The sequence below is a fragment of the Sulfurimonas sp. C5 genome (assembly GCF_029872055.1).
Classification (GTDB): domain Bacteria; phylum Campylobacterota; class Campylobacteria; order Campylobacterales; family Sulfurimonadaceae; genus Sulfurimonas.
Genome location: NZ_JARXNQ010000001.1, coordinates 300,562 through 314,670, shown reverse-complemented (window position 1 = coordinate 314,670; position 14,109 = coordinate 300,562). Strand labels below are relative to the sequence as shown.

General features: G+C 36.5%; 15 protein-coding genes. 6 read left to right on the top strand and 9 right to left on the bottom strand.

Features of this window, described 5'->3' with window-relative positions; genetic code table 11:
* Window positions 1–35: 35 nt before the first annotated feature.
* From P6N22_RS01595 to efp, 3 genes are all read right to left on the bottom strand, one after another.
* Window positions 36–602 (bottom strand): hypothetical protein, encoded by a 567-nt coding sequence (locus tag P6N22_RS01595; RefSeq protein ID WP_280329540.1) that lies wholly within the window; start codon window positions 600–602, stop codon window positions 36–38.
* A 44-nt stretch (window positions 603–646) separates the two neighbouring features.
* Window positions 647–4,270 (bottom strand): DNA polymerase III subunit alpha, encoded by a 3,624-nt coding sequence (gene dnaE, locus P6N22_RS01590; RefSeq protein ID WP_280329538.1) that lies wholly within the window; start codon window positions 4,268–4,270, stop codon window positions 647–649.
* 109 nt (window positions 4,271–4,379) lie between these two features.
* Window positions 4,380–4,946, bottom strand: a complete 567-nt coding sequence (gene efp, locus P6N22_RS01585) for an elongation factor P (RefSeq protein ID WP_280329537.1) — start codon at window positions 4,944–4,946, stop codon at window positions 4,380–4,382.
* Window positions 4,947–5,099: 153 nt separating this feature from the next.
* On the opposite strand from efp, the gene P6N22_RS01580 reads away from it, so the two are divergent.
* Complete coding sequence (locus tag P6N22_RS01580; RefSeq protein WP_280329535.1) at window positions 5,100–5,498, top strand: ester cyclase; 399 nt, start codon at window positions 5,100–5,102, stop codon at window positions 5,496–5,498.
* 13 nt (window positions 5,499–5,511) lie between these two features.
* On the top strand, window positions 5,512–6,021 hold the full coding sequence (locus P6N22_RS01575; protein WP_280329532.1) for a mechanosensitive ion channel family protein: 510 nt from the start codon (window positions 5,512–5,514) through the stop codon (window positions 6,019–6,021).
* On the opposite strand, the gene P6N22_RS01570 is transcribed toward P6N22_RS01575, so the two are convergent.
* From P6N22_RS01570 to P6N22_RS01555, 4 genes are read right to left on the bottom strand one after another with little or no spacing between them, the layout of a single operon-like run.
* Window positions 6,011–7,345, bottom strand: coding sequence for a mechanosensitive ion channel domain-containing protein (locus tag P6N22_RS01570; RefSeq protein WP_280329530.1), 1,335 nt, complete (start codon window positions 7,343–7,345; stop codon window positions 6,011–6,013). The two genes, P6N22_RS01575 and P6N22_RS01570, sit on opposite strands and share 11 nt — an antisense overlap.
* 2 nt (window positions 7,346–7,347) lie before the next feature.
* Window positions 7,348–8,400 carry a succinylglutamate desuccinylase/aspartoacylase family protein gene (locus tag P6N22_RS01565; protein ID WP_280329528.1) on the bottom strand — a complete coding sequence of 351 codons (1,053 nt, stop codon included), beginning with the start codon at window positions 8,398–8,400 and terminating at the stop codon, window positions 7,348–7,350.
* A gap of 1 nt (window position 8,401) precedes the next feature.
* On the bottom strand, window positions 8,402–9,331 hold the full coding sequence (rimK, locus tag P6N22_RS01560; protein ID WP_280329526.1) for a 30S ribosomal protein S6--L-glutamate ligase: 930 nt from the start codon (window positions 9,329–9,331) through the stop codon (window positions 8,402–8,404).
* A 10-nt stretch (window positions 9,332–9,341) separates the two neighbouring features.
* On the bottom strand, window positions 9,342–9,752 hold the full coding sequence (locus tag P6N22_RS01555; RefSeq protein WP_280329524.1) for a RimK/LysX family protein: 411 nt from the start codon (window positions 9,750–9,752) through the stop codon (window positions 9,342–9,344).
* A gap of 113 nt (window positions 9,753–9,865) precedes the next feature.
* On the opposite strand from P6N22_RS01555, the gene P6N22_RS01550 reads away from it, so the two are divergent.
* Window positions 9,866–10,681 (top strand): DUF3050 domain-containing protein, encoded by an 816-nt coding sequence (locus tag P6N22_RS01550; RefSeq protein ID WP_280329522.1) that lies wholly within the window; start codon window positions 9,866–9,868, stop codon window positions 10,679–10,681.
* Between the two features lie 8 nt (window positions 10,682–10,689).
* On the opposite strand, the gene P6N22_RS01545 is transcribed toward P6N22_RS01550, so the two are convergent.
* Window positions 10,690–11,085, bottom strand: a complete 396-nt coding sequence (locus P6N22_RS01545) for a hypothetical protein (RefSeq protein WP_280329520.1) — start codon at window positions 11,083–11,085, stop codon at window positions 10,690–10,692.
* 158 nt (window positions 11,086–11,243) lie between these two features.
* On the bottom strand, window positions 11,244–11,669 hold the full coding sequence (locus P6N22_RS01540) for an Hsp20/alpha crystallin family protein (protein ID WP_280329518.1): 426 nt from the start codon (window positions 11,667–11,669) through the stop codon (window positions 11,244–11,246).
* A 139-nt stretch (window positions 11,670–11,808) separates the two neighbouring features.
* On the opposite strand from P6N22_RS01540, the gene tgt reads away from it, so the two are divergent.
* The 3 genes from tgt to P6N22_RS01525 all read left to right on the top strand — a co-directional run bounded on the left by tgt (window position 11,809) and on the right by P6N22_RS01525 (window position 14,072).
* Window positions 11,809–12,927 (top strand): tRNA guanosine(34) transglycosylase Tgt, encoded by a 1,119-nt coding sequence (tgt, locus tag P6N22_RS01535; RefSeq protein ID WP_280329516.1) that lies wholly within the window; start codon window positions 11,809–11,811, stop codon window positions 12,925–12,927.
* Window positions 12,928–13,021: 94 nt separating this feature from the next.
* On the top strand, window positions 13,022–13,258 hold the full coding sequence (locus tag P6N22_RS01530; protein ID WP_280329514.1) for a hypothetical protein: 237 nt from the start codon (window positions 13,022–13,024) through the stop codon (window positions 13,256–13,258).
* A complete protein-coding gene (locus P6N22_RS01525; RefSeq protein ID WP_280329513.1) occupies window positions 13,230–14,072 on the top strand; it encodes an aldo/keto reductase in 843 nt (280 codons plus the stop codon). Before P6N22_RS01530 ends, P6N22_RS01525 begins: the two co-directional genes overlap by 29 nt.
* Window positions 14,073–14,109: the final 37 nt, after the last annotated feature.

Sequence of the window (14,109 nt, the reverse complement as noted above, 5' to 3'; positions counted from 1 at the left end):
TAGATACGATATTGTACCAAAAACATCAGTAATCATTACATCATATAGGGAATATCCAAATTGGCATCGCGGTCATTTGCACTAAAGTCGTAGCTGTTATCTCCAATCAGCTCAGATGCATTCTTTTGCAGAATTTTCTTCTGTAAAATATGCAAAGATGCGTTTTGTAAATAGTGTTCTAGCTGGGACTTGTAGTATCCGATAATAATAGGATGAATACGTTCCTGATTTGTTTTGAGCGAATCAAATAACTCTTTTATTTGTGAAGAGTTATCTTCATCAAGTTTTGGTAATTTTCGTACTAGATTGCGTACAAACTGTTTTTGGTGATACTCAGTACTCATCCATAATAGTTTGCTTGCTGCAAAAATGTCAGCGCTTTGTTCTGAATAATTATAAAGATATCGGAAATGTTCACACACTATCTCTATATACTGTGGATAATGGTTGAGTACAAAGACAAGCTCCCGTAAGTCACCATCCATAAGTACTTGAAAGAGAGTAGCTGTACGCTTTTTTATCTTCTCCCAGTGCCCGCCATCACTTTTTACTTCACCTAAAAAACTCTCATATTTATCTAATTTATACTCTTCTTCTTCCATAAAAATAGAGATGCAAGAAATATGCCAATGTGAGACGGCTTTTTTTATATAATATCTATATTTTCATTGCCTTCAAGCGCAGAGATAAGCGAAGTACTAACTCTGATCGAAGAGTCTATTACTACATTATGCAGCTTTGAAACAATTGTTACTTTGAGTTCTCTGTTTCCAGGATTTTGTCTGATTAAAGTATAAAGATTTTCAAGTACATCTGTTTTTTCACTCAATTTTACTGCTAGATTGATAGGTTCAAGCGGTACTTCCTGAATTTCTGTTTTTACTTTTTTACACTCTTTTTTCGCCTCTTTAAGCGACATCAGCTTTGTTACACCTATACGGGTAAACATCTCCGTATGGGTAATTTTCACTTTAAATGCCACAGGCTCTTCTAGGTCCATCTCTTCAAGCTCTTTGAGTTTATCCTCAAAAAGCATCATGTCGATATTTCCATGGAAGTCCATAAGACTTACAATCCCAAAAGGATTCCCCTTTTTAGAGATCTTCTTTTGGATCTCTTCCACTTTACCGATAAAGATCGCAAATGAACCGTCTTTAATTGACTCAATCTCAGAAGAGAGTGAATAGGTAAGTTTATCAAGCTCTTCACGGTAACTGTCCATTGGATGACCTGATACATAAAAACCTAAAGTATCTTTTTCAAACTCTAATATCTCTTTTAACTCATACTCATCAGAGTTAGTGAGTTTTAATTCAACCGTTGTAATCTCGGCATCATCACCAAAAAGAGAACCCATGGCATTTTTTCTTGCCTCATTAGCTTTCTTAGCAGTTTCTACTATCTCTTCAATCTGATCTAAAAGAGCTTTTCTTGAATATCCATATCTGTCAAATGCTCCTGCTTTTATGGCACTCTCAATTACACGCTTATTTACTTTTGCAGGGTCGATTCTATTTACAAAATCCTGCAGAGATTTATAATCCCCGTTTTCACGACGTTCAGCAAGCATTGATTGAATTGCAGAGCCACCAACGCCTTTAATCGCACCAAGTCCAAAAAGAACAATATCCTGCCCTTCTTTCTCGATTGCAGAGAATTCTAACAGTGAGTCACAAATATCAGGAGGCCCAAGCTCAATCCCCATACGTTTAAGTTCATCAATATAACGGACAACTTTTTCGGTATTGTCCTTATCAGAAGTTAAAAGTGCCGCCATAAACTCATTTGGATAGTAAGTTTTCAGCCATGCCGTTTGGAACGTTACCATTGCGTATGCTGCAGAGTGAGATTTATTGAAACCGTATCCCGCAAATTTTTCGATCAGTTTAAACAGTTCACTTGCTTTATTATAATCAAGTCCAAGCTTTTGAGCACCTTCTGAGAAGATTCGGTTAAATTTATCCATCTCTTCAACTTTTTTCTTACCCATGGCACGACGAACGATATCCGCACCGCCAAGACTTAATCCCCCAACCGTTTGTACAATCTGCATAACCTGTTCTTGATATACGATCATCCCGTATGTAGGTTCAAGAGTATCTTTTAAGATGTCGAAACTTACCTCTTCAAATGGATAGTAAACTTCTTTTCTTCCATGTTTACGCTCAATAAAGTCATCCAACATCCCCGATTCCATCGGTCCTGGACGATAAAGTGCAAGAACGGCGATCAAGTCCTCAAAGTTTGAAGGTTTTAGGCGTTTATTAAGGTCTTGCATACCAGAAGACTCTATCTGGAACATTCCAATCGTATTACCCGTTTGAATCATCTCGTACACTTTTGGATCGTTTTCATCGATCTGTGTCCAATCAACCTCACGCCCGTAACGCAGTTTTACAAGTTTTTTTGCATTGTCGATTACATCAAGAGTTTTAAGACCTAAGAAGTCGAATTTAATTAGGTCAACATCTTCCATATAGTTCAGCGAGTACTGAGTAACAAAAGTATCTTCTCCCGATGGCTTATAGATAGGTGTTTTTTTCCAAAGTTCCTCATTCGAGATAACAACACCTGCAGCGTGCATCCCGGAGTTACGTTTGAGACCTTCAAGTTTTTTAGCAAATTCCCAAACACGAGCAGCTTGTGTATCTGTATCTATAAGTTCACGAAGCTTCGGTTCTTTTTGGAAAGCTCCATCTTTAAACTCTCCACCCTTTTGTTTTCCGTTAAGGGTAATCCCAAGTTCATCAGGGATAAGTTTTGCCATTTTATCTGCTTGAGAAAGGGGCATATCAAGTACACGGGCAACATCACGGATAACTCCTTTAGCTAAGAGCGAACCAAAAGTAATGATCTGAGCCACCTGATTACGCCCGTATTTACGAGTTACATAATCAATAACTTCCCCACGGCGAGCCTGCATAAAGTCCATATCAATATCGGGCATAGATACACGTTCCGGGTTCAAGAAACGCTCAAAGAGCAAATCGTATTTCATCGGATCGATGTCTGTGATCTCTAAGGCATACGCAACTAACGAACCGGCAGCGGAACCACGTCCAGGACCAACGGCTACTCCCATTTTTTTCGCTTCTTTTACGAAGTCCCAAACGATCATCATATACCCTGGGAACTTCATAGAGTTGATAACATCTATCTCAAATTCCAAACGATCTTTATACTCTTGATGACGTTCGCTTGGAACTATCTCTAAACGCTTTTCAAGCCCTTCCCTACATTTGTATGCAAAGTATTCTGCATCGTTTTTATCCGCAGCACTAAGCCACTTTTTCTTCTCATCGTCACTAGCATCTGCCGATAATGGTGCATCATCTGGAAAGTCAATGTTTAAGCCTTCCTCTTTTGCATACTCTTTTGTAAACTTGAAGTTTGGAGGCGTCGGAGTTTTTACGATCGGCTCAAACTCTTCACATTTATCTACGATCTCCTGCGTATGTACCAAGGCTTCCGGGATATCTGCAAACAGTCTTGCCATCTGTTCTGGTGATTTGATGTAAAATTCGTGAACAGAGTGACGCATACGGTTTGGATCATCGTAAAGTTTATTCATCCCGATACACATAAACGCTTCATGGTACTGTGCATCATCAGGAAATGTATAGTGGGTATCATTTGTAGCTACAACTTTAATTCCCGTCTCTTTACCAATTTGTAAGATCTGCTCATCAATGTTTAGCTGATCACCAATACCGTGACGCATAATTTCAAGATAAAAATCATCTCCGAAAATCTCTTTATATTCAAGGGCAATTCTTTTTGCTTCATCATACCCTTTTGCACCGAACTTTAGATTTCTTTCACTAAGGTTTAGGTGCCAGTTTACTTCACCTTGCAGACATGCAGATGTACAAATAATACCTTCTGAATGTTCACGAAGTACTTGTTTGTTTATACGAGGGAAATAGTAAAAACCTTCAATGAATGCTTGAGAAGAAAGATACATAAGATTCTCATACCCTTTTCTGTTTTTTGCAAACAGACAGATATGAAATCTTTGTTTTGTAGATTTATCATCCATCGTCTCACCGTTATGGATATATCCTTCCATTCCGATAATCGGTTTAATACCGGCATCTTTCATCTGTTTGTAAAAATCGATTGCCCCGAACATATTACCGTGGTCAGTCATAGCAACAGATGTCATACCGAGTTCTTTAACGCGAGAGACTAAATTTGTCAGTTTATTTGCCCCGTCAAGCAGTGAATATTCAGTATGTAAATGTAAGTGAGTAAAAGGATATTTTGACAAAATCACAACCTTTATTTTTAGCAAAAATATATAAAGAGATTATAGTGAAATTGACTTAATTAGAAGTAAGAAAGTTGATTTATTTAAAGAGGTGTAAAATAGGAAAAACCTATTTTACTTTTTCTAAGTATTCACACTCTACAGTGTTTACTTTTACAGTATCACCTTCTAATACGTGATAAGGTACTTGAATAACTGCACCAGTCTCAAGTGTAGCAGGTTTTTTACTTCCACTTGAAGTATCACCTTTGAAGTTTGGTGGTGTTTCAGCAATAACTAGCTCCATAGTTTCAGGAGGAGTTACCGTAATAGCTTCACCTTTGTAGAAAACGATATCTACGCTGATTCCGTCTTTGAACCACATAGACACATCGTCACATTGCTCATGAGTAAGACCGATTTGATCGTATGTTTCGTTATCCATAAACTGAAACATTTCACCGTCATCGTAAAGATATTGCATAGTTTTGTAAGTAATTTCAGGTACTTCAAACTTGTCACCTGCGTGAACAGTTTTTTCAACCACTTTTCCATTTATGAAACTTTTTACTTTCATACGAACGAATGCCGCACCTTTACCAGGCTTAACGTGTTGGAATTCAACTACTTTGTACGGAACTTCACCTATGATAAGACGTACGTTTTTCTTGATATCTCCCATACCAATTGTTGCCATGAAAACACCTTGTTAGAAATTTTTGGGCATTTTACAAAAAATCTGCTTAGAAATAAATTTTATGATGTATAATTTCACTCTACATTGAGCCCTAACTTTGACTTTTTTAAGGACAAGCTTATGTACCTTTTTTTTTAATTTAGGAGCATTTAAATGGTAAGTAATAAAGAACTTATAAAAAAATACTACGACATGTGGAACAAAAGAGAATTTGACAAAGCATCTGAAATTTTAGATGAAAACATCAGTTTCAGAGGTTCGCTAGATATTGCAGTAAAAGGTCTTGACGAATTTCAAGAGTATGCAAAAATGCTTACGACTGCATTCGGTGATCTTTATCATGCAGTTGAAATTACTGTTGTTGAAAACAATTTAGCAGCCGTATATGTAACTTATACAGGGAAACACGTCGGCACTATTCTCGGTTGTGAAGCAACAAAAAATAAATTTAACTATACAGGTGCAGCTTTTTTTCAGTTTAGAAACTCTAAAATAGCTTCTATCAATGTTTTAGGTGATCTTAATTCACTTTATAAACAGTTACAAAGCTAAGGTAAGCATATCTATGAATATATTTTATACAATTGTCGCACTTATTATCACTTTTATGACGCTAAAAACGCTTTCTTTTTCAATTGAGAAGATAGCAAGTGTTAAAAATGTAAGTAATAGACGATTGTTTTATATATTAAAGTTTTTTAATATCATTATTTATGTTTCACTTTTTATAGTTCTTGCGACTATCTGGGGTGTTGAGTTTAACGGTTTAATGGTATTTTTATCTTCTATGTTTGCAGTGATAGGGATTGCACTTTTTGCTCAGTGGTCAATTTTGAGTAATCTTACATCGAGCATTATTATTTTCTTTACGTTTCCCGCTCGTGTGGGAGACAGAGTAAAAGTGCTTGACGGGGATGATTCGGTGATAGGTGAAATCAAAGAGATTACCCCTTTTCAGATCGAAATCGAAGATGATGAGAAAAATCTCGTTCTTTATCCTAATAACATGTTCTTACAAAAACCTATAGTTAAACTAGCAAAAAAATCTAAAGAAAAAGAGGATGCTATTCACTAGCATCTTCCTCTTTTTTTGCCGGTGCTTTTGATGCTTTTAGAACAATGTTTTCATTGTTTTTATACGTACGAAGCAGTTTAATGGAAACTTCCCCTCTATGTTTTGAAGCCATCTGATAATTTGTTTGATAAGATATTGTAGCTATCACAGCTGTTTTTGTATTATTCAGGGCGAAAGAAATACTATGTGATAGCCCTAACTCTTTCATAACCTCATGTGTTACTTTTTCTATTTCGTCAAAGTCACTGTCAACGGAGAACTCAAACTCTACAAGGTTATTGATAAAACCATCTTTTTTTCTTGAATAGTTGTAAAAAACTTTTGTGAAAATATAGCTGTTTGGCAAATAGATTGTACGCCCTACGTTTTTAACCTCTTTGAGGTTTGTATAATCCTCAATCTCATGAAGCTTTATCTTCATCAAAGAGATATCTACAATGTCTCCAATTGTATGCTTTGTCTCAAACTGTACCATAACACGGTCACCGATTCTGATTACATTGCTAAATAGTATGTAAATTGATGCCGCCAGGTTTAAAATAACCTCACGCATTGCCAATGTCAATGCAGCTGCGGCAACACTTAGAAAAGTTATAAAATAAAGCAGATCATCGATATAACGAACGACCAAAAAACCGAAAATGAACAGAACATAGATCCCTGTAAAAAATCTGTTCTTCATGCTTGTATACCAATACACACCTTTATAAAGCAGATACGATAACAACAGTACCAAAATCGTAGTTATATGTTTGAGTAAATTATGTGTCTCATACTCTTTATAACTCTCATACAAGTCTGTTTTTGCATCAAGCAGATTTGAATATGTTTTATCAATATTCTCTTTGAACTCTTCAAAATAAGCAATATCTTTTTTTGATACGTATAGATTTTTATTCTTTTTATAATCATTTTGTAGCATTGAAAGTGCTAAATAAAAATCATTTTTTAAGATGATATATCTTTCAATTTTATACTCAAGTTCATTACTTCCTTTATGTGTTAAATACTCATAAAGATTTACTTCCGGCTTAACAATCTTATAAGGGTATAACAATGTGTCAAACCCCTTATTTTGCTCATACAAATTGAGTTTTGATTTTTGCAGTTCCAGTCTTTGATGCAGTTCCTCTGACAGAGTTGGGTTGTTTTGTACCCTTTTTATTCTACTTTCCAACTTTACAATGTTATTGATGATAACCTTATAATTTTTTGCATTTATATAAGACTTAATCCACACATTGTCAGTGTCCCAAATATTTTTCTCTGCTTCTTCGGCAAAAAGAAAAATACTTAAAGTTAGAAGAAAAAACAGTGTTCTCATTGTTACTCGATTATCTCTTCATTATGAAGTTCGTCAAATTCACTTTGCTGGATTGCATCTTCACTAAAATACTCTATTTTATCCTCTGCAATGTTCAGGTTTGTTATATTTGCAATATGAAAAATAGCATCCCCCTCTTGAGCAAGAGGAATTTGTGACTTTCCTATAACTACCCCATTAAACGGAGCTTTAATCTCATGAGAAACATCTTCTAAAGGATCGTCGATATAAGCTAAAACATCATCATTTTCAACAATATCACCTAGTTTTTTTACAGTTCTAAGAATACCGCTATGACTTGAACGGATCCATTTGCTTGTTCTTGTAACAATAGGAGTTTTTTTCTTCGTTTCTTTTTTTGTCACTTTAGGTAAATTTCCGTTAGCACGAAGAACGTTGATAATCCCTTTTACACCAATACGAATTGAACTCTCATCAAAACGGAGTGCTTCCCCTGCTTCATATAGTAAAATAGGCACTCCATTTTGTTGTGCTTCGGCACGCATAGAACCGTCCAATAATGCCGAGTGTAATACGACAGGTGCTTCAAAAGCTTTAGCAAGTTTTGCCGTATATTCATTATCAAGATTCGTTCTGATTTGAGGTAAATTTGTCTTATGAATAGAACCTGTATGCAGGTCTATCCCTAAAGAACACTTAAGTACTACCTCATCAAAAAATATTTTTGCAATTCTTCCTGCCAAAGAGCCTTTTGAACTCCCGGGAAAACTTCTGTTTAAGTCCCTTCTGTCAGGCAGATAACGAGAGAGGTTCATCATCCCGTATACATTAACCGCAGGAACTAAAATCAAAGTACCTCGAATCTTTTTTAAGAGATTGAGCTTTTTCAGTCTGCGTATAATTTCAATACCGTTTAACTCATCTCCGTGTAATGCGGCACTTATAAATACAATAGGACCGTCTTTCCTACCTCTAATAACATTTAAATGGAGATTTGTAGGAGTATTATAGAGTTTAGGCAAAGGGATATTTATAGTATTAAATGTCCCTTTTTTAACCTCTACACCACCAATTACTAAGGCTTCATTTGCCACATTATGCTCCGATGTTATCTTTTTTAAGTCTTTTTTTCTTCGTTGTACTTGCTGCCGGTGTTACGTTTGATTCAATATAATCCATAATTTTTCCCGCAATATCAAGTCCCGTAGATTTTTCAATCCCTTCCAGACCCGGAGAAGAGTTTACTTCCATAACAAGCGGTCCACGTTTTGACGGAATCATATCTACACCGCAAATACCAAGTCCCATATGTTTAGCAGCTGCCAGTGCCGTCGCTTTCTCTTTACGATTCAGTTTGTGTGCTACAGCCTTACCACCTTGATGCAGATTCGATCTAAAATCACCCTCAGCACCTTGGCGACGCATAGCACCTACAACTTCACCGTTTACTACAAATGCACGAATATCAGCACCGCCTGCTTCTTCAATATATTCTTGAACAAGAAGGTTTACATCCATTCCGTAAAATGCATCTAAAACCGATTTTGCCGCTTTTTCACTGTCAACTAAAACAACACCGACACCTTGTGTCCCTTCCAAAATTTTAAGAACCAAAGGGGCACCGCCGCTAAGTGCTATCACGTCTTTTGCACTTGATTTATTCGAAGCAAAAACAGTTTTTGGCATATCCACGCCATTTTTTGAAAGAATTTGCAGACTTCTTAGTTTATCTCTACTTCTTTTAATCGCTAAAGAGCCCGAAGTTGAAAACACATCCATCATCTCAAAGTGTCTCACCATTGCAGTTCCGTAAAATGTACGGCTCGCACCGATACGTGGAATAATAGCATCAGGAGCAGGAAGACGTTTACCTTCATAATTGATCTTCAACTCCCCTTTCATAATCTCGATAGAACATTTCAAATAATCTATAACTCTTACATCCCAATTTTTTTGCTTGGCAGCTTCAACTAATCTTTTTGTAGAATATAATTCTTCATTTCTCGATAATATATAAACTCTCATATCAACCCTTTTATTTTGCTACATACTCTAACGCAACATCTACTAAAAATTTATCTTTTAAAAATTTTCTTCCTATAAGCATAGGAAATTTCATATCTTTACGATCTGTCAAAGAGATAACACCATGATACTTTTTCCCGAAAAACTCTACTTCTACTTTAATTGAGGGGCGTATCTGTAACTCTCCATTAGAACTTTTTACTTTTTTAATTTTGTATATAGGCAGTGAAAAACGTTTATTGTTATATGCCTCATGTACATCATCTAAAAGAGTAAAATGAACAACACCATCTTCTACAACTATGTCATCACAATGCAATGCATTTGAATCTGCACCAGTATCTACTTTTGCATCTAGATCAAATAGTTCTAGGTCGATGATAGATATCTTCTCCCGTCTACCGATTATTTTTTTATCCATAAACACATCCATATCGCTAATTTATAAACATTATAGCACCAAAAATATAAAATAAATCCCTAAATTCACATTGTTTCGATAGAATTACCAAAAAATTATTTGCGAGTATAAAGATGTCAAAGTTCCCACTTGAAGAGATAGCAGAATATAGAAAGAAATTAGCACAACATCCAGTGTATGCGGCAGTTAAAAACCTAGATGATTTAACTCTGTTTATGCAGCACCATGTTTACTCTGTCTGGGACTTCATGTCTTTGGTAAAATACCTGCAAAACTGTTTTGCCCCTGCGCAAACACCGTGGATGCCTCTTGGCAACACAGACGTACAAAGATTTATAAACGACATTGTTTTAGAAGAGGAATCTGATCAAGGCTTGCCTCTTGCTGACGGCACTCCGACATATACAAGCCATTTCAGCCTTTATGCTCAAGCGATGGAAGAAGTAAGAGTCGGAAGTTCTCAAAACGTATTTCAGTTTTTAGAGACTGTTAAAGCCTCTTCTGTGGAATCAGCACTACAAACAGAGATTGCACCTTTTGCTTCAACAGAATTTATGAAAACGACATTTGGCTTTATAAATAGCAATAAACCTCATCTCATAGCGGCAGCATTTGCTCTTGGTCGTGAACACATCATCCCTCAAATGTTTCGTGCACTGCTGGAAAAAATGGCTATCAAAAAAGAAGACACCGAAGTGTTTCACTACTACCTTGAGCGTCATATAGAACTAGACACTGATCACCACGGACCAATGTCGCTAAAAATGTTGGAGATACTCTGTGAAAATGATCCGATCAAGATCGAAGAAGCAAAACAAGCTGCGATCAATGCGATCGAAGCAAGAATAAAATTCTGGGACGGTGTTTTAGAGGTTATTGAGCAAAACAGAGCGTTTAATTCATACTCTCGCAAAAGTATTTTGTCTTAGTAAATAGACTACTTTTTACTTACCAAATACGGCATAAACATAAAAAGCAGCAGTGAAATTGTGTATGCCGTAAATGCCATGCTGTCTCTGCTATCTAAATACTGCCCGATAGAGATATTTTGCAGCCACAATACCACGCTAAACTCTATAGCTAAAAGAAGAACTAAGGCAATTGCACCGACAGCCAATTCGTGAATGCGTTTAGTTAACTGTTCTCCCCGTTTCATAATAAAATTTGCCGCTATTATCATAGTAACAAGCATAATAGGCATCTCACTTAGTTCTGCCATTCTAGTACCCAGTTTCGGCTCCAACCATAAGACTCTGATCGTCCCCAAAACAAAACCCATTGTGAAAACAATTGCGAAGTATGTTAAAGCTTTTTTAAGAACTATGTTTTTCATAAGAGGACTCCGTTAATTTGCTTTTCTTATGCATTATATATTGAGTAGCTTGAAATTATCTAAATGTATAATTTGAAGAAGCTTTAAACAGAAGTTACCATTCCCATTAGGAGAAGAATGGGAATGTAAAGGAGAACTTAGAAAAGGGGAAAAGGTTGTTACTTAACCTCTATAGTTTTTGTTTTAGTTGATGTATCCACTTTCGGGATTACAACTTCTAAAACACCGTTATCTGTACTTGCCGTAATGTTTTCAGTGTCGGCATCATCAGGAAGGGAAAAACTTCTTGAAAACTTTCCAAAGCTTGTTTCAACTTTGTAGTAGTCTTCCTCTTTCACTTCCTCTTTAAAGTTACGCTCACCAGAGATGGTAATATTTCCGTCTTTAACATCTACCTTGATGTCCTCTTTTTTGACACCCGGCAGGTCAACGTCAACGTGGTAAGCAAACTCACCTTCACGCGTGTTTACACTAGGTGTAAATGCACTGATGCCACCCTCTTTGTCTTTCATACTGAATGGTTGCATCATTCTTTTCTCTAAAGCTCTGAAATCTCTATATGGATCAAAAGCTGTTAAATACATGATTGACTCCTTATATGCGAATTTATGTTTTTGAGAACAGTATTATTGCAATTAAATAAAATTTTTTTTGCTACTTTAGTTACATAAGTATCCAAATGGTATAATTCCTTTAAAAGTTACCAATTTTAGGAATTATTTTATGGAATTCAAGCTCGAAGCGACAAGCGGCAAAGCACGTGCTGCGACTATAAAAACTGCTCACTCTACAATTACAACACCTGTATTTATGCCTGTAGGTACTGTTGGAAGTGTCAAATCTCTTGACGTACATGATGTTTTAGATCTTTTAGGTGCTGAAATCATCCTTGCAAATACTTACCATATGTACTTACGCCCCGGAGATGAAACGGTTAAAAAGATGGGGAAACTTCACGGTTTTACAAAGTATCCGAAAAGCTTCTTAACTGACAGCGGCGGTTTTCAGGCATTCTCACTGAGTGACAATTCTAAACCGAAAGAGGACGGGATCGAGTTCCGCTCACATATTGACGGAAGTAAACACTTCTTTACACCGAAAAAAGTTATCGACATCCAGTTAAACCTAGGCTCAGACATTATGATGATCTTAGATGACCTTGTAGCACTTCCAAATACACAAGAGCGTATAGCACTAAGTATTGAGCGTACTACAAAATGGGCAGAGGAATCGATCGAGTATTTCCGAGCGAAACAAGCTGAGGGTGTCGGTGTTGATCAAAACATTTTTGCGATCATCCAAGGGGGAACTGATAAAGCGTTCCGTACAAAAAGTGCACAAGAGTTATGTGCCCTGCCATATGACGGTTTTGCAATCGGTGGTCTTTCGGTAGGTGAAGCAAACCAAGATATGTACGACACCGTTGAGCACACTACTCAGTATATGCCAGAAGACAAACCACGTTATTTGATGGGTGTTGGAACTCCTGAAGATTTGATAGAGAACATCGAGCGCGGAATAGACATGTTTGACTGTGTTATGCCGACACGTAATGCTCGTAACGGTACGCTATTTACTTCATTTGGAAAGTTAAACATCAAAGGTGCGGCTTTTAAAGAGGATGACGCTCCGATCGATCCTGAGTGTGAATGTTTGACATGTAAAACATACTCGCGTGCATACATCAACCATCTTTTCCGTTCACGTGAGATCGCTTACTTTAGATTGGCGACTATCCATAACTTGCACTATTATCTCAATCTTATGAAACAAGTACGTCAAGCGATTTTAGAAGATCGTTTTGCAGAATTTAAAGCGGAGTTTTACGCGAAAAGAAGTTAAAACTCTTTTTGCATATTCTATACTACAAGACATATTTTTCTTATAACGGAACATAGAATGTATATTCTTTTAGAACTCTGAAAAAGGATGCAAAATGGAATTACATCATGTAATAGTAGAAAAACTTTGTAGTTGTGCAAAACGTGAAGGGATGGGACAAATCACATCTTTTGAAGATAAAGAGACTGCTCAAGATGCTGCCGTTAAGCAGTTGGCATTTATGCAAAACAGTTTTTGCGGAAAACATGAATTTGACATTACAGAAGTGAATGATCACTTTGTAATTGGTATGCTTGGAGGATGTGACTGCGGTTCACATGACAAACATTAAAGCAGAAACACCGAAACTTCTCTATGGAACAGCATGGAAAAAAGAGAAAACTGCTGAACTTGTAGAAAAAGCATTGAAATTGGGTTTTAGAGGGATTGACACAGCCTGTCAACCCCGTCACTATAACGAAGCAAGCGTCGGTGCAGCACTAAAACGTGTTGCATCAGAAGGTCTGGAACGTGACAAAATATTTGTTCAAACAAAATTTACTCCCGTTGAAGGTCAGGATCCCCATAATATCCCCTATGATAAAAACGCTCCGCTAGAGACTCAAGTTTTCCAATCGTTTGAGCAATCAAAAATCAATCTTCAAACAAACTATATAGACTCGTATATCCTCCATTCCCCTCTTTTTCCTTTTCAAAATCTATTGAAGGTGTGGAATTCTATGGAGAAACTTGTTCATCAAGGGGAAGTAAAACAGCTGGGAATTAGTAACTGTTACGATCTTACGACTTTGAAACGTTTATATGAAGCTTCTGAAATAAAACCTGCCGTATTGCAAAACCGTTTTTACAAGGATACCGACTATGATGTAGAGCTACGTAATTTTTGTAATGCAAACAATATCCAATACCAAAGTTTTTGGAGTCTCAGTGCAAATCCGCATCTTTTAGAAAGTGAACCTGTTATACGCGCAGCAATGAAACACGGTGTTGAAGCAGCGCAAATTTTATATGCTTTTTTAATATCAGAAAACATTGTTCCCCTTGATGGCACGACGTCAGAACAACATATGATAGATGACCTGAAAGTTTCAGAACTCTCTTTAAGTGCAAAAGAGCTTGAATTAATTAAACAACTTCTAGATTAATAAGTTTTAGGCTAAAAGATCAGGTTTAATACTTTTT

Coding starts and splice junctions, on each gene's coding strand:
- efp (WP_280329537.1), bottom strand. CDS start 4,946: ATGGCAACAATTGGTATGGGAGATATCAAGAAAAACGTACGTCTTATC.
- P6N22_RS01545 (WP_280329520.1), bottom strand. CDS start 11,085: ATGAAAAACATAGTTCTTAAAAAAGCTTTAACATACTTCGCAATTGTT.
- P6N22_RS01550 (WP_280329522.1), top strand. CDS start 9,866: ATGTCAAAGTTCCCACTTGAAGAGATAGCAGAATATAGAAAGAAATTA.
- P6N22_RS01595 (WP_280329540.1), bottom strand. CDS start 602: ATGGAAGAAGAAGAGTATAAATTAGATAAATATGAGAGTTTTTTAGGT.
- P6N22_RS01530 (WP_280329514.1), top strand. CDS start 13,022: ATGGAATTACATCATGTAATAGTAGAAAAACTTTGTAGTTGTGCAAAA.
- P6N22_RS01575 (WP_280329532.1), top strand. CDS start 5,512: ATGAATATATTTTATACAATTGTCGCACTTATTATCACTTTTATGACG.
- P6N22_RS01540 (WP_280329518.1), bottom strand. CDS start 11,669: ATGTATTTAACAGCTTTTGATCCATATAGAGATTTCAGAGCTTTAGAG.
- tgt (WP_280329516.1), top strand. CDS start 11,809: ATGGAATTCAAGCTCGAAGCGACAAGCGGCAAAGCACGTGCTGCGACT.
- P6N22_RS01570 (WP_280329530.1), bottom strand. CDS start 7,345: ATGAGAACACTGTTTTTTCTTCTAACTTTAAGTATTTTTCTTTTTGCC.
- rimK (WP_280329526.1), bottom strand. CDS start 9,331: ATGAGAGTTTATATATTATCGAGAAATGAAGAATTATATTCTACAAAA.
- P6N22_RS01555 (WP_280329524.1), bottom strand. CDS start 9,752: ATGGATAAAAAAATAATCGGTAGACGGGAGAAGATATCTATCATCGAC.
- P6N22_RS01580 (WP_280329535.1), top strand. CDS start 5,100: ATGGTAAGTAATAAAGAACTTATAAAAAAATACTACGACATGTGGAAC.